At 64.4% G+C, this 13,195-nt stretch carries 16 protein-coding genes, 1 tRNA gene and 3 pseudogenes; 11 read left to right on the forward strand and 9 right to left on the reverse strand.

Annotated features, from left to right (window positions below):
- The first annotated feature begins 44 nt into the window (after positions 1-44).
- Positions 45-355 (forward strand): annotated as a pseudogene (locus ACVWZ5_RS02630) (DHCW motif cupin fold protein).
- Positions 356-426: 71 nt separating this feature from the next.
- Here ACVWZ5_RS02630 and ACVWZ5_RS02635 read toward each other — a convergent pair.
- From ACVWZ5_RS02635 to ACVWZ5_RS02645, 3 genes are all read right to left on the reverse strand, one after another.
- A complete protein-coding gene (locus ACVWZ5_RS02635; protein WP_062573558.1) occupies positions 427-654 on the reverse strand; it encodes a hypothetical protein in 228 nt (75 codons plus the stop codon).
- 141 nt (positions 655-795) lie between these two features.
- A complete protein-coding gene (locus ACVWZ5_RS02640) occupies positions 796-1,020 on the reverse strand; it encodes a hypothetical protein (RefSeq protein ID WP_062573557.1) in 225 nt (74 codons plus the stop codon).
- 215 nt (positions 1,021-1,235) lie between these two features.
- Positions 1,236-1,400, reverse strand: a complete 165-nt coding sequence (locus ACVWZ5_RS02645) for a hypothetical protein (protein ID WP_155952720.1) — start codon at positions 1,398-1,400, stop codon at positions 1,236-1,238.
- 90 nt (positions 1,401-1,490) lie between these two features.
- Here ACVWZ5_RS02645 and ACVWZ5_RS02650 point away from each other — a divergent pair.
- A pseudogene (locus tag ACVWZ5_RS02650) lies at positions 1,491-1,747 on the forward strand (DUF4224 domain-containing protein).
- 49 nt (positions 1,748-1,796) lie between these two features.
- Positions 1,797-1,920, forward strand: a pseudogene (locus tag ACVWZ5_RS02655) (integrase); the annotation flags it as partial.
- A gap of 120 nt (positions 1,921-2,040) precedes the next feature.
- On the opposite strand, the gene ACVWZ5_RS02660 reads toward ACVWZ5_RS02655, so the two are convergent.
- A tRNA-Ser gene (locus tag ACVWZ5_RS02660) sits at positions 2,041-2,128 on the reverse strand.
- Between the two features lie 147 nt (positions 2,129-2,275).
- Here ACVWZ5_RS02660 and ACVWZ5_RS02665 point away from each other — a divergent pair.
- The 8 genes from ACVWZ5_RS02665 (at position 2,276) to ACVWZ5_RS02700 (ending at position 8,079) form a co-directional block, all read left to right on the forward strand.
- Positions 2,276-2,947 (forward strand): Bax inhibitor-1/YccA family protein, encoded by a 672-nt coding sequence (locus ACVWZ5_RS02665; protein ID WP_028692373.1) that lies wholly within the window; start codon positions 2,276-2,278, stop codon positions 2,945-2,947.
- Between the two features lie 214 nt (positions 2,948-3,161).
- On the forward strand, positions 3,162-4,541 hold the full coding sequence (locus ACVWZ5_RS02670; RefSeq protein WP_062573555.1) for a nucleobase:cation symporter-2 family protein: 1,380 nt from the start codon (positions 3,162-3,164) through the stop codon (positions 4,539-4,541).
- An 86-nt stretch (positions 4,542-4,627) separates the two neighbouring features.
- On the forward strand, positions 4,628-5,020 hold the full coding sequence (tusD, locus tag ACVWZ5_RS02675; protein WP_217847472.1) for a sulfurtransferase complex subunit TusD: 393 nt from the start codon (positions 4,628-4,630) through the stop codon (positions 5,018-5,020).
- A gap of 1 nt (position 5,021) precedes the next feature.
- Positions 5,022-5,381: a sulfurtransferase complex subunit TusC gene (gene tusC / locus ACVWZ5_RS02680; RefSeq protein ID WP_084941565.1), complete on the forward strand. Its 360-nt coding sequence runs from the start codon at positions 5,022-5,024 to the stop codon at positions 5,379-5,381.
- Positions 5,381-5,677 (forward strand): sulfurtransferase complex subunit TusB, encoded by a 297-nt coding sequence (tusB, locus tag ACVWZ5_RS02685; RefSeq protein WP_280070795.1) that lies wholly within the window; start codon positions 5,381-5,383, stop codon positions 5,675-5,677. Before tusC ends, tusB begins: the two co-directional genes overlap by 1 nt.
- Entirely contained in the window at positions 5,674-6,009 is a 336-nt protein-coding gene (locus ACVWZ5_RS02690) for a TusE/DsrC/DsvC family sulfur relay protein (protein WP_028692378.1), read from the forward strand. The genes tusB and ACVWZ5_RS02690 overlap by 4 nt, the downstream gene beginning before the upstream one ends.
- Before the next feature lie 29 nt (positions 6,010-6,038).
- Entirely contained in the window at positions 6,039-7,022 is a 984-nt protein-coding gene (locus ACVWZ5_RS02695; protein WP_196590211.1) for a glycosyl transferase family protein, read from the forward strand.
- A 97-nt stretch (positions 7,023-7,119) separates the two neighbouring features.
- On the forward strand, positions 7,120-8,079 hold the full coding sequence (locus ACVWZ5_RS02700) for a glutathione S-transferase family protein (RefSeq protein WP_084941568.1): 960 nt from the start codon (positions 7,120-7,122) through the stop codon (positions 8,077-8,079).
- Positions 8,080-8,112: 33 nt separating this feature from the next.
- Here ACVWZ5_RS02700 and cysG read toward each other — a convergent pair whose 3' ends face one another.
- The 5 genes from cysG to lolA are packed head-to-tail and all read right to left on the reverse strand — an operon-like array spanning position 8,113 to position 13,148.
- Positions 8,113-9,504 carry a siroheme synthase CysG gene (gene cysG / locus ACVWZ5_RS02705; protein WP_062573549.1) on the reverse strand — a complete coding sequence of 464 codons (1,392 nt, stop codon included), beginning with the start codon at positions 9,502-9,504 and terminating at the stop codon, positions 8,113-8,115.
- Positions 9,505-10,785, reverse strand: a complete 1,281-nt coding sequence (gene serS / locus ACVWZ5_RS02710; RefSeq protein ID WP_301143894.1) for a serine--tRNA ligase — start codon at positions 10,783-10,785, stop codon at positions 9,505-9,507.
- 30 nt (positions 10,786-10,815) lie between these two features.
- Positions 10,816-11,190, reverse strand: a complete 375-nt coding sequence (gene crcB, locus ACVWZ5_RS02715) for a fluoride efflux transporter CrcB (protein WP_062573548.1) — start codon at positions 11,188-11,190, stop codon at positions 10,816-10,818.
- Entirely contained in the window at positions 11,187-12,512 is a 1,326-nt protein-coding gene (locus ACVWZ5_RS02720) for a replication-associated recombination protein A (RefSeq protein WP_062573547.1), read from the reverse strand. The genes crcB and ACVWZ5_RS02720 overlap by 4 nt, the downstream gene beginning before the upstream one ends.
- A gap of 12 nt (positions 12,513-12,524) precedes the next feature.
- Positions 12,525-13,148 (reverse strand): outer membrane lipoprotein chaperone LolA, encoded by a 624-nt coding sequence (gene lolA / locus ACVWZ5_RS02725; protein WP_028692385.1) that lies wholly within the window; start codon positions 13,146-13,148, stop codon positions 12,525-12,527.
- Positions 13,149-13,195: the final 47 nt, after the last annotated feature.

Here is a 13,195-nt window from a genome sequence, read left to right on the forward strand (position 1 = left end):
TTTCATCGGTACGGTTCAGGCCTCACTGTTTCTGCGAGGTTGTCATGGAGCTGACAGCAATCCCGTTCGGCACCACGGACTGGTCAAAAATCGATCCTGTCGCTTATCCGGGCGAGAACGGTACGGCGTATTGGCGTAGCTGTCTGTTTGGGGACGTTCGGGTTCGATGGGTTGAGTACACCGCAGAATATATGGCCGATCATTGGTGCCGGAAGGGTCATATTCTGTTCTGCCTGGAAGGTTGCTGGACACCGAGCTGGAGGATAACCGGACTTTCACCCAGCAGCCGGGCATGAGCTACCAGCCAGTTCCTCAGCGCTTGTCGTGGAACTCTGGCGGCCAAGCGCTGATGTAATAGAACATCCCCAGTCCCCCGATGTACGACCAGGACCACTACATATCGAGGTACGGTGCCAACACGATCAGTCACATATCGTCGGGGTTGTTCGGAGCTGAGTGGTTCTCTTCGCCGGTCTGCAGGTCAGCGAATTGAATCCACTCATCAAAGGCAATTCGGTGGGCTTTGCACGTCCTCTCCCAGTCGACCCCGCTCATTCGACCATAGGCCACCTGGTTCATCGTGGCGGCAATTTGAGCATCAAGCTCTCTTAATAACTTATAGGCCTGATAACGGCCTTCCTTTGCGCTGGGCATGTAGCTCACCTAAGTGGTGGGGTGGATGAGCTATCAGCTTCAACGGCTCATTACGGTGGACTCCGCCTTTACCGAGTCTGTTCCATGCATCGACTGCCTTACCTTTGCCTCAAACTGCTGTCACGTTGCTCTCACACAGCCTCACCAGTCGGGACGACTCAAATCGCCCGATTTCCGATCAGCTTTCAGGATAAAGGTGAAGCTTCCAGTGAGGCCTTGGCGAAGCTCCTTCGGCATCAAGAAGCCGAAGTGAATCAACCAGGAACCATCATCGAGACGGAACGTATCGCTACGGTAGCGCTCCACTTCTGCTTCAGCAATGCCAATCTCGGCTGCAACTTCTCGATTGGTAGGCTCGCGATCCATCGGTGATGCTCCCTCCGGCCTTGCGCCGGGATGCCACCAATACGCCGCCACACGCAAATAGACCGCACTGACAGTTGCGAGTGGCGCCTGTTCTAGCTGCTGAACCCTACTGGTCGTGGCTCATCGCCTTCCTTGAAGCGGCGTTGAGCTATTCGCCCCGAGTTTTCACGGCACGCTAGAAAGCCGCCTTTTGGAGACGGCTCCAAGCATCATGATCACGATTTTACTGACTGCCCTTTGGCCCAGTGGGCCTTAGGTAAGCTTCGGTTAAAGCCGCTGACACCTGAGGGGACATTCTGAATTTCCCCGCCTTTAGACAAGAACTGTTCAATCTTTTGCTTCAGGTGCAAATGCGCCTGATGCGTCGCGGATTCGTACATGTTCTTACCCCTTCGATGAGCCGGACGGATGCCGACTCGCTCCCCACTATACCCCCTTTACCCCGACTGGTGCGGGGAACGGGGCCGCATATTCAAAGAGACCATCATGGAACCGAGATCCTGTCGGACGAAGAGCTGGCCGACCTTACCGGCTACAAGGCCAGAGGCTACCAGCGCCGCTGGCTAGAAGAACGAGGTTAGGTATTCGTTGAAACCCGCAGCGGGCGCCCACTGGTTGGTCGCCATACGTCTGCATGAAGCTGGGCGGGAGCATTGGAGTAATGCCAACGGCGTCACCACCACCTGTAGTCCCTGCGTGGACACCTGACATTTCGAAGGTGAGGTGAAATGCGCCCCAAGGAAGACCGAAAACAGGGACTTGCCCCCGGGGTGTACCGACGAAAGGCGACCCCAGAAATCACCGATGTCGACCATGCCAGCCTGCTGCTTGGCCATACGAAAGGAGACATAACCGAGAGGGTTTATCGACGCGTCGGGGCTCGCCAAGCCGACCAAATGAGCAAAGTATTAGGACGCGTCCTAATTCAAAGTACCTGGAGCCATTCCCAAGGGTGTTCCAATGGGTAGTTTTACCATGCCCCAAAACGCAAAAAGCCCTGAAAAATCAGGGCTTTGAATGTGGCGGAAGCGTAGAGATTCGAACTCTAGGATAGTTGCCCATCGACGGTTTTCAAGACCGTTGCCTTAAACCACTCGGCCACGCTTCCAGCTTGTTTTGCGGCGGCAATCATACCGTAATGTAACAAGCTGTCAAACTCTCTGTGTCGCGCCCTGCGACAGCTCTGATATGCTCTGCCTCATACGTTCCACTACCGCCGGTCCCGGACCGCGGTCTCACCCCAAAGGAGTGCGCCATGCGCGAACAGGATTACGCCGTCCAACACGGCCAGCAGGTCGAGCAGCAGGAGGTCAGCAAGGTCCTGCGCAACACGTACAGCCTGCTGGCCCTTACTCTCGCCTTCAGCGGCATCATGGCCTTCGTCGCCCAGCAGATGCGTGTCGGCTACCCGAACATCTTCGTGGTGCTGATCGGCTTCTACGGCCTGTTCTTCCTCACCAACAAGCTGCGTGATTCGGCCTGGGGCCTGGTGTCCACCTTTGCCCTCACCGGCTTCATGGGCTTCATCCTCGGCCCGATCCTCAACCGCTACCTGGGCATGGCCGGTGGCGCCGAAGTGGTCAGCTCGGCCTTCGCCATGACCGCCCTGGTATTTGGCGGCCTGTCGGCCTACGTGCTGATCACCCGCAAGGACATGAGCTTCCTCAGCGGCTTCATCACCGCCGGCTTCTTCGTCCTGCTGGGTGCCGTGGTGGCCAGCTTCTTCTTCCAGATCAGCGGCCTGCAACTGGCCATCAGCGCTGGCTTCGTACTGTTCTCGTCGGTCTGCATCCTGTTCCAGACCAGCGCCATCATCCATGGCGGCGAGCGCAACTACATCATGGCCACCATCAGCCTGTACGTGTCGATCTACAACCTGTTCGTCAGCCTGCTGCAGCTGTTCGGCATCATGGGCCGCGACGACTGATCGAGTTGGTCGACAAGCGCCTCACAAAAAGCCCGCCTTGGCGGGCTTTTTCGTGCCTGCTGAACAGCGGTAGCAAAGCCGACGAAGATTGACTTAAAAGTCAGCTTATAACCCCATTCCTCCGCGATTGTGCGGCCATCGTGCTTGCCTCTACCCCTATGGGCTTTCTGCCCGTAGAATGCGCTCCTTTTTTATTCCGGGGCGGCATTTTCCCATGAGTTCACACGAACACGGCCCAGGCGCGGCGGCGCCTGCCAATGAACTGGTCCTTGGCCTTGAGGACAAGCCTCGCCTGCTGATCGGCCTGCTGGCGGCATTGCAGCACCTTCTGGCGATCATCGTGCCGATCGTCACGCCGGGCCTGCTGATCTGCCAGGCGCTGGGCGTGTCGGCGCGTGACACCAACCTGATCGTGTCGATGTCGCTGGTGATCTCGGGTATCGCCACCTTCGTCCAGTGCAAGCGCTTCGGGCCGTTCGGCGCCGGGCTGCTGATCGTCCAGGGCACCAGCTTCAACTTCGTCGGCCCGCTGATCGCCGGCGGTGCGCTGATGGTCAAGCAGGGCACGCCGGTGGAGAGCGTGATGGCGGCGATCTTTGGCGTGGTCATCGCCGGCTCGTTCGTGGAAATGGGCGTGTCGCGCATCCTGCCCTTCGTCAAGCGCCTGATCACTCCGCTGGTGACCGGCATCGTCGTGCTGATGATCGGCCTGACCCTGATCAAGGTCGGCCTGATCAGCATGGGCGGCGGCTTCGGCGCGATGGCCAACGGCACCTTCGCCGATGGCGAGAACCTGCTGCTGTCCGGCGTGGTGCTGGCGATCATCGTCATCCTCAACCGTATTCCGGTGGTGTGGATGCGCAGCTGCGCCATCGTCATCGCCCTGGCCGTGGGCTATGCCCTGGCCGGCTACCTGGGCCGCCTGGACTTCACCGGCATGCACCAGGCCGCGCTGTTCCAGGTGCCGACGCCGCTGCACTTCGGCCTGGGCTTCTCCTGGTCGCTGTTCATCCCGATGCTGGTGATCTACCTGGTCACCTCGCTGGAAGCCATCGGTGACGTGACCGCCACCAGCAAGGTCTCGCGCCAGCCGGTGGAAGGCCCGGTGTGGATGCAACGGATCAAGGGCGGAGTGCTGGTCAACGGCGCCAACTCGCTGCTGGCCGGGCTGTTCAACACCTTTCCCAGCTCGATCTTCGCCCAGAACAACGGCGTGATTCAGCTGACCGGCATCGCCAGCCGCCATATCGGTATCTGGATCGCCGCCATGCTGATCCTGCTGGGTCTGTTCCCCAGCGTCGCCGGGGTGATCCAGGCAGTGCCGGAGCCGGTGCTCGGTGGCGCGGCCATGGTGATGTTCGGCGCCGTGGCGGCCTCGGGCATCAACATTCTTGCCAGCACCCGTCTCGACCGCCGCGCCCTGCTGATTATCGCCGTGTCGCTGTCGCTGGGCCTGGGCGTGGCCCAGGTACCGGAGTTCCTCGCGCACATGCCGGCGGCGCTGCGCAACGTGCTGGAGTCGGGCGTCGCCACCGGCGGCATCTGTGCCCTGCTGCTCAACTGGTTCCTGCCCGAGGGCAAGGAACAGGCCTGAGCCGCGCCCGCCTGAGCAAAAAGCCCGCGCCTACCAGCGCGGGCTTTTTGCTTTATCATGGCCGCATTCATTTGCACGAGCCTTCCATGAAATTCGCCATCGCGGTCTTTTCCCCGGCCCATGCGCCCTCCTCGCGCCGCGCCTTGCGCTTTGCCGAGGCGGTGCTGGCCGGCGGGCATGAAATAGCCCGATTGTTCTTCTACCAAGATGGGGTGCACAGCGCCTCGGCCAATATCGTCACGCCCCAGGACGAACTGGACGTGGCCGCGCAGTGGCGCACCTTCGTCAGCGACCACCGCCTGGACGCCGTGGTGTGCATCGCCGCGGCACTGCGCCGGGGCGTGCTCGACGATACCGAAGCCAACCGCTACCAGCGTCCGGCGGTGAACCTGCCGATGCCGTGGGAGCTGTCCGGCCTGGGTCAACTGCACGAAGCCGCGCAACTGGCCGACCGCCTGGTCTGCTTCGGAGGTGATTGAGATGGCCAAGTCCTTGTTGATCATCAGCCGCCAGGCGCCGTGGAACGGCCCGTCCGCCCGCGAGGCGCTGGACATAGCCCTGGCCGGCGGTGCCTTCGACCTGCCGCTGGGCATGCTGTTCCTCGATGACGGCGTGTTCCAGCTCGCCGCCGCGCAGCAACCCGACGCCCTGCAGCAGAAGAACCTGACCGCCAACCTCCAGGCCCTGCCAATGTTCGGCGTCGAGGAACTGTTCGCCTGCCGCCACAGCCTGGCCCGCCGGGGGCTGGACGGTGATGCCCTGGCGCTGCCGGTCGAGGTGCTCGACGATTGCGCGCTGGCCGCGCTGATTGCCCGTTTCGACCAGGTGGTGACGCTCTGATGACGACCCTGCATGTAATCGCCCAATCGCCCTTCAGCGACGAGCGCCTGGCCAGCTGCCTGCGCCTGCTGGGCCCGCAAGACGCGCTGCTGCTGTGCGGCGACGCCACCTACGCGCTCAAGGCCGGCAGCGAGCCGTTCGCCGCCCTGCAGGCCGCCAACCTCGGCGGGCGGCTGTTCGCCCTTGCCGAAGACCTGCAGGCCCGTGGCCTCGACAGCCAGCTGGCCGAGGCCGTGGACTACGCCGCCTTCGTCGAACTCACCCTGCACCACGACAAGGTCAACAGCTGGCTATGAGTACCCTGACTGTCGGCGATCGCCACATCGCCCTGGACAAGGACGGCTTCCTGGTCGAGCTGCAGGACTGGTCCCACGAAGTCGCCGAGGCCCTCGCCACGCGCGAAAGCATCGCCCTGACCGCGGACCACTGGGAAATCCTCGAGCTGCTGCGCCAGTTCTACCAGGAGTACCAGCTGTCGCCAGCCACCCGCCCGCTGATCAAGTACACCGCGCTCAAGCTCGGTGCGGAAAAAGGCAACAGCCCGCACCTGAACCGCCTGTTCAATGGCACCCCCGCCAAACTCGCCGCCAAGCTGGCGGGCCTGCCCAAGCCGACCAACTGCATATGACCGAACCACAGCTGAACGACGTCCGCCCGTTGACCCTGGAAACCCCGGCCGAACACCCGTTCGCCGAATTCGTGCGCATCCTCGGCAAGGGCAAGCGCGGCGCCCGCGGCCTGACCCGCGAGGAAGCCCGCGCCGCCATGACCCTGCTGCTCGAAGGCAAGGTCGAGGACACCCAGCTGGGCGCCTTCCTGATGCTGCTGCGGCACAAGGAAGAAAGCGCCGAGGAGTTGGCCGGCTTCACCGAGGCCCTGCGCGCCCACCTGCAGGCGCCGCGCATCACCGTTGACCTCGACTGGCCGAGCTACGCCGGCAAGAAGCGCCACCTGCCCTGGTACCTGCTGGCGGCCAAATGCCTGGCAGGTAACGGCGTGCGCATCCTGATGCACGGCGGTGGCGCCCATACGGCCGGGCGACTGTACACCGAGCAATTGCTCGACCTGCTGGAGATCCCGCTCAGCCGTGACTGGACGGCCGTGGAGCAGACCCTGGACAGCCACCGACTGGCCTTCTTCCCCTTGCAGGACTGGGCGCCGCAGCTGCAACGCATGATAGACCTGCGCAACACCCTGGGCCTGCGCTCGCCCATCCACTCGCTGGCCCGGGTGCTCAACCCGCTTGCCGCCCGCTGCGGCCTGCAGAGCATCTTCCACCCCGGTTACCAGGCGGTGCACCGCGAAGCCAGCCGCCTGCTCGGCGATCATGCCGTGGTCATCAAGGGCGACGGTGGCGAAATCGAGGTCAACCCGGATGTCATCAGCCACCTGTACGGCACCTCGGCCGGCGAGGCCTGGGACGAAGAGTGGCCGGCGCTCAGTGCCCAGCGCCATGTGAAGCCGGCCAGCCTGCAGCCCGAGCACCTGCTGGCGGTGTGGCGCGGCGAGGCGCAGGACAGCTACGGCGAACTGGCCGTGGTCGCGACCATGGCCCTGGCCTTGCGCGGGCTCGGCCAGGAGCGCGAGCAGGCGTTCAGCAATGCCCGCGCCTACTGGGCCGCCCGCATAGACATCGAATAAGTCGATAGGAATAGGGCAGTCTTTGCGCTATTTCTTCGAACGCTTTGCCCTAGACTGAGCTCCAACGACAGACGATTAGTTTTCGAGGAGCTCCGAGATGGGCCTTTTGATCGATGGCCGCTGGCATGACCAGTGGTACCAGAGCAGCAAGGACGGCGCCTTCCAGCGCGAGAACGCGCAGCGGCGCAACCCATTGCCCGCCGCCGAGGCCGGCCGCTATCACCTGTACGTGTCGCTGGCCTGCCCGTGGGCGCACCGCACCCTGATCTTCCGCGCCCTCAAGGGCCTGGAGCCATTGATCGATGTCTCGGTGGTCAGTTGGCTGATGGGCGAGCATGGCTGGACCTTCGACCAGCAGCAAGGCTCCAGCGGCGATCAACTGGATGCGCTGCAGTACCTGCACCAGCGCTACACCCAGGACGACCCGCACTACACCGGGCGCGTGACCGTGCCGGTGCTGTGGGACAAGCAGGAGAAGCGCATCGTCAACAACGAGTCGGCCGAGATCATCCGTATCTTCAACAGCGCCTTCGACGGGTTGACCGGCAATACCCTGGACCTCTACCCCGAGCCGCTGCGGGCGACCATCGATGCGCTCAACGAGCGTATCTACCCGGCCGTGAACAACGGTGTGTACCGCGCCGGCTTCGCCACCTCGCAGGACGCCTACGAGACTGCCTTCGACGAGGTGTTCAATGAGCTGGATCATCTGGAAGGGCTGCTGGGTCGCCAGCGCTACCTGGCCGGCGAGTACCTGACCGAGGCCGATGTGCGCCTGTTCACCACGCTGGTGCGTTTCGACGCGGTGTACCACGGGCACTTCAAGTGCAACCTGCGCCGCCTGAGCGACTACCCGAACCTGTCCAACTGGCTGCGCGAGCTGTACCAGTGGCCGGGCGTGGCGGCAACGGTGAACATGGAGCATATCCAGAAGCACTATTACATGAGCCACAAGACCATCAACCCGAACGGGATCGTGCCCAAGGGGCCGTTGCAGGACTTTGGCTTGCCGCATGACCGGGAGCGGTTGTCGGGCAAAGGAATCTGGCGGGCTTGAGAGAGCTGGGGCTGCTTTGCAGCCCCAGCAATTTCAGCTGTCTTGCGCCCCTTCAAACCACGCGAGCTTCTCGCGCAGCTGCACCACCTCCCCGACGATCACCAGGGTTGGCGCATGCACTTCATGCCGCGCCACCAGCTCCGGCAGGTCAGCCAGGGTGCCGGTGAACACCCGCTGGTTGCGCGTGGTCCCCTGCTGCACCAAAGCCGCCGGCGTGCTCGCCGCGCGCCCATGACGGATCAGCTCGGCACAGATGGTCGGCAATCCGACCAGCCCCATGTAGAACACCAGGGTCTGGGCCGGCGCCACCAGGTCATCCCACGGCAGGTTGCTGGTGCCATCCTTCAGGTGGCCGGTGACGAAACGCACCGACTGGGCATAGTCGCGATGAGTCAGCGGAATCCCGCCATAGGCGGAACAGCCGCTGGCCGCCGTGATACCCGGCACCACCTGAAACGGAATCCCCTCGTCGGCCAGCTCCTCGATCTCCTCGCCACCACGGCCAAAGATGAACGGATCGCCACCCTTGAGCCGCAGCACGCGCTTGCCCTGGCGGGCCAGGTCGACCAGCAGACGGTTGATCTTGTCCTGGGGCACGGCATGGTCGGCGCGGCGCTTGCCGACATAGATGCGCTCGGCATCACGCCGGCACATCTCGATGATGGCCGGGGCCACCAGGCGGTCATACAGCACCACGTCGGCCTGCTGCATCAGGCGCAGGGCACGGAAGGTCAGCAGGTCCGGATCGCCCGGCCCCGCGCCCACCAGGTACACCTCGCCACCCTGCTGCACCGGTGCGCCGTCGACCATCGCCTGCAACAGGCGCTCGGCCTCGGCGCCCTGCCCGGCCAGCTGGCGCTCGGCGACCGGCCCCTGGAACACGCTCTCCCAGAAGCCGCGACGCTGGTTGACGTCCGGGTACAAGGCCTTGACCTTGTGCCGGAAACGCGCCGCCAGCCCAGCCAGCTCGCCGTAGGCGGACGGGATCCAGGCTTCCAGCTTGGCGCGGATCAAGCGCGCCAGCACCGGGGCATCGCCACCGCTGGAGACCGCCACCACCAGGGGTGAACGGTCGACGATGGCCGGGAAGATCACCGTGCACAGGGCCGGCGCATCCACCACGTTGACCGGCAGGCTGCGCGCCTGGGCCTCGGCCGAGACCTGGGCGTTAAGCGCCGAGTCGTCGGTGGCCGCGATCACCAGGCGGCAGCCCTCCAGGTCGCTCGCCTGGTAGCCACGCACCAGCACCTCGCCACCGCCCTCGCGGGCCAGCGCGGCCAGCTGGCCGTCGACTTCCGGCGCCACCACCCGCAGCGCGGCGCCGGCATCGGCCAGCAGGCGCGCCTTGCGCAAGGCGATCTCGCCGCCGCCGACGACCAGCACACGGCCGCCCTGCAGCTTATGGAAAAGCGGCAGGTAGTCCATTCAGCGAATGACCTCGACGCCACCCATGTACGGTTTGAGCACCTCCGGCACACGGATCGAGCCGTCGGCCTGCTGGTAGTTCTCCAGCACCGCCACCAGGGTACGCCCGACCGCCAGGCCCGAACCGTTGAGAGTGTGCACCAGCTCCGGCTTGCCGGTTTCCGGGTTGCGCCAGCGAGCCTGCATGCGGCGCGCCTGGAAATCACCGCAGTTCGAGCAGGAGCTGATCTCGCGGTACTTGTCCTGGCTCGGCACCCACACTTCCAGGTCGTAGGTCTTCACCGCGCCGAAGCCCATGTCGCCGGTGCACAGCGCCAGCACGCGGTACGGCAGCTCCAGCAGCTGCAGCACGCGCTCGGCGTTGGCGGTCAGGCTTTCCAGCGCTTCCATCGACTTGGACGGCTCGACCACCTGCACCATCTCGACCTTGTCGAACTGGTGCTGACGGATCATGCCGCGGGTGTCACGGCCCGAGGCACCGGCCTCGCTGCGGAAGCACGGGGTGTGAGCAACCAGCTTGAGCGGCAGTTGCTTGGCGTCGAGGATCTCGCCGGCCACCAGGTTGGTCAGCGACACTTCGGCAGTCGGGATCAGGTAGAAGTCGGCCTCGCCTTCGCGGCTGATCTTGAACAGGTCTTCCTCGAACTTCGGCAGCTGGCCGGTGCCTTGCAGGGCCGGAGCCTGCACCAGGTACGGGGTGTAGTGTTCCTCGTAGCCGTGCTCGCCGGTGTGCAGGTTGATCATGAACTGCGCCAGGGCGCGGTGCAGGCGGGCGATCGGGCCGCGCAGCACGGCGAAGCGGGCGCCGGAGAGCTTGGCCGCGGCTTCGAAGTCCAGGCCACCGCTGACTTCACCCAGGGCGACGTGGTCCTTGATCTCGAAGTCGAAGGTAGTCGGGGTGCCCCAGCGGCGCACTTCGACGTTGTCGTCTTCGCTGGCGCCGACCGGCACGCTGGCGTCCGGCAGGTTGGGGATGGTCAGCAGGATGCCGTCCAGCTCGGCCTGGATACCGTCCAGTTCAGTCTTGCCGGCGGCCAGCTCATTGGCCATGCGCTCGACGTCAGCCATCAGCGGTGCGATGTCCTCGCCCTTGGCCTTGGCCTGGCCGATCGATTTGGAACGGGCGTTACGCTCGGCCTGCAGTTGCTCGGTGCGGGTCTGCACCGATTTGCGGCGCTCTTCCAGCGATTCGATGCGCGCGACATCCAGGCTGAAGCCACGGGTGGCCAGGCGGTCCGCCACTGCCTGAAGTTCAGTGCGTAACTGTTTGGAATCGAGCATGTCGTTCTCTCGTTATGTGTAGATGTTGGTTCAGAATCGGGTCAGGGACAGGCCGGCCCAGGTCGCGAGCAGGCCGCCCACCACGCTGATAATGGTATAGCCCAAGGCCAACGGGACCTGCCCGCTTTCCATCAGGCGCACGGTATCGAGCGAGAAGGAGGAAAAAGTGGTCAGGCCGCCGAGAAAACCGACGATCAGCCCGGCGCGCAGCTCGACCGGCGCCAGCGGCTTGTGCAGGAACAGCCCGTACAGCAGGCCGATCAGCAGGCAGCCGACCAGGTTGACCGCCAGCGTACCGGCATAGAAGTGCCGTGGCCAGTGGGCCGCGACCCAGTTGGCGGTGGCGAAGCGCAGCAGCGTGCCGGCAATCCCGCCGGCGCTGACGGCAGCGACAAGTGCGATCACGGTTTTCTCCGCTGCCGGGGGCTGTTGCGGTCCAGCTCGGCCAGGTGCTTGAGCTTCTCGCCGATCTTCAGCTCAAGTCCCCTCGGCACCGGCTGGTAGTACTGACGCGGCTCAAGCTGCTCGGGGAAATAGTCCTCGCCAGCGGCATAGGCGTCCGGCTCGTCGTGGGCATAGCGGTACTCCTCGCCATAGCCCAGTTGCTTCATCAGTTTGGTCGGCGCGTTGCGCAGGTGCAGCGGCACTTCCAGCGAACCGTGCTCGGCGGCCTCGCGCATGGCCGCCTTGAAGCCCACGTACACCGCGTTGCTCTTCGGCGCGCAGGCGATGTAGGTGATGGCCTGGGCCACCGCCAGCTCGCCTTCGGGGCTTCCCAGGCGCTCCTGCACGTCCCACGCCGCCAGGCACAGGCTCAGGGCTCGGGGGTCGGCATTGCCGATGTCCTCGCTGGCCATGCGCACCACGCGGCGGGCGATGTACAGCGGGTCGCAGCCGCCGTCGAGCATGCGCGCGTACCAGTACAGCGCACCGTCCGGATTGGAGCCGCGCACCGATTTGTGCAGCGCGGAAATCTGGTCGTAGAACGCTTCGCCGCCCTTGTCGAAACGCCGACGGCTGTCGCCGAGCAGGCTCTGCAGCAGCTCGACGCCGATCTCGCCGCCGTCTTCGGCCAGGTCCGAGGCATTCTCGAGGAAATTGAGCATGCGCCGGCCATCGCCGTCGGCGGCGGCCATGAGCATCTTGAACGCCTCATCACCCACCCGCAGGCTGCGCTTGCCCAGGCCGCGCTCCTCGCTCAGGGCGCGATCGACCAGCTTGCGCAGCGCCGCCTCGTCCAGGCTCTTGAGCACGTAGACCCGCGCCCGCGACAGCAGCGCGTTGTTCAGCTCGAACGACGGGTTCTCGGTGGTGGCGCCGATGAAGATCAGCGTGCCGTCCTCCACGTAGGGCAGGAAGGCATCCTGTTGCGATTTGTTGAAGCGGTGCACCTCGTCGACGAACAGGATGGTGCGCCGGCCATACTGGCCGGCCTGCTGCTTCGCCACCTCGACCGCCTGGCGGATCTCCTTGACCCCGGCCAGCACCGCCGACACCGTTTCGAAGTGGGCGTCGCAGAACTGCGCCAGCAGCCGCGCCAGGGTGGTCTTGCCCACCCCAGGCGGCCCCCAGAAGATCATCGAGTGCAACGCACCCTGCTCCAGCGCCTCGCGCAGCGGCTTGCCGCGCGCCAGCAGGTGCTCCTGGCCGACGTACTCGTCCAGGTTGGACGGACGCAGGCGGGCGGCCAGGGGCTGGGCGACGGGTTCGCTTCGAAACAGGTCCATCACAGGCTCCGCTTACTCCTTGATGACGTCAGCGCCCTTGGGGATGTCGAACTGGAACTTGCTGTCCGGCACCGCCTGGTTGGCCTTGACGCCATTGAACAGGATATTGGTGCGCTGGCCGACGCTGTCGATCAGCTGCATGTCATTGATCAGGCCCCTGCGGAACGACACGCGCAGCGAGTCGAACAGGGTGTCCTTGGTCTTGGGCTTCAAGGTGAAGTCCATCACTTCGCCCTGCTCCTTGGAGGTGATGTCGAAGCTCTGGCTGATCTTCGACACATCGCCGGACAGCAGCAGCGCCGGGGTCTGGTTCAGGCGCACGTCGAGCTTCTTGATGGTCGCCTGCTCGAGGTCCGGGTCCCACAGGGTGACGTTCTTGCCGTCGGACACCACGACCTGCTCCTGCGGCGCATCGGTGTGCCAGTAGAACAGGCCCGGGCGCTTGACGGTCATCTTGCCGTTGGTCTCCTGCAGGCTGGTGCCACCGGCATCCAAGGTCAGCTGGGAGAAATTGGCTTCGATGGTCTGCGACTTTTCCAGCAATTGCGTCAGGCGCTGGACGTCCTGTTCGCCGGCCTGGGCCGACAGGCTGGCCGTAGCCAGGGCAGAAACCAACAGCATGCGAATCGCGCGCATGGAAATCCTCATTGCACAGTGGAGGGGCCGGGCGTCGTCAATGGCGC

The organism is Pseudomonas sp. TE6283 (genome assembly GCF_054060555.1).

What these genes read in the sequence shown, in the direction of transcription:
- tusD (WP_217847472.1), top strand. Translation starts at nt 4,628, where the DNA reads ATGAAATTCGCCATCGCGGTCTTTTCCCCGGCCCATGCGCCCTCCTCG.
- serS (WP_301143894.1), bottom strand. Translation starts at nt 10,785, where the DNA reads ATGCTCGATTCCAAACAGTTACGCACTGAACTTCAGGCAGTGGCGGAC.
- ACVWZ5_RS02690 (WP_028692378.1), top strand. Translation starts at nt 5,674, where the DNA reads ATGAGTACCCTGACTGTCGGCGATCGCCACATCGCCCTGGACAAGGAC.
- tusB (WP_280070795.1), top strand. Translation starts at nt 5,381, where the DNA reads ATGACGACCCTGCATGTAATCGCCCAATCGCCCTTCAGCGACGAGCGC.
- ACVWZ5_RS02635 (WP_062573558.1), bottom strand. Translation starts at nt 654, where the DNA reads ATGCCCAGCGCAAAGGAAGGCCGTTATCAGGCCTATAAGTTATTAAGA.
- ACVWZ5_RS02665 (WP_028692373.1), top strand. Translation starts at nt 2,276, where the DNA reads ATGCGCGAACAGGATTACGCCGTCCAACACGGCCAGCAGGTCGAGCAG.
- ACVWZ5_RS02720 (WP_062573547.1), bottom strand. Translation starts at nt 12,512, where the DNA reads ATGGACCTGTTTCGAAGCGAACCCGTCGCCCAGCCCCTGGCCGCCCGC.
- ACVWZ5_RS02670 (WP_062573555.1), top strand. Translation starts at nt 3,162, where the DNA reads ATGAGTTCACACGAACACGGCCCAGGCGCGGCGGCGCCTGCCAATGAA.
- ACVWZ5_RS02640 (WP_062573557.1), bottom strand. Translation starts at nt 1,020, where the DNA reads ATGGATCGCGAGCCTACCAATCGAGAAGTTGCAGCCGAGATTGGCATT.
- tusC (WP_084941565.1), top strand. Translation starts at nt 5,022, where the DNA reads ATGGCCAAGTCCTTGTTGATCATCAGCCGCCAGGCGCCGTGGAACGGC.
- cysG (WP_062573549.1), bottom strand. Translation starts at nt 9,504, where the DNA reads ATGGACTACCTGCCGCTTTTCCATAAGCTGCAGGGCGGCCGTGTGCTG.
- ACVWZ5_RS02645 (WP_155952720.1), bottom strand. Translation starts at nt 1,400, where the DNA reads ATGTACGAATCCGCGACGCATCAGGCGCATTTGCACCTGAAGCAAAAG.
- lolA (WP_028692385.1), bottom strand. Translation starts at nt 13,148, where the DNA reads ATGCGCGCGATTCGCATGCTGTTGGTTTCTGCCCTGGCTACGGCCAGC.
- ACVWZ5_RS02700 (WP_084941568.1), top strand. Translation starts at nt 7,120, where the DNA reads ATGGGCCTTTTGATCGATGGCCGCTGGCATGACCAGTGGTACCAGAGC.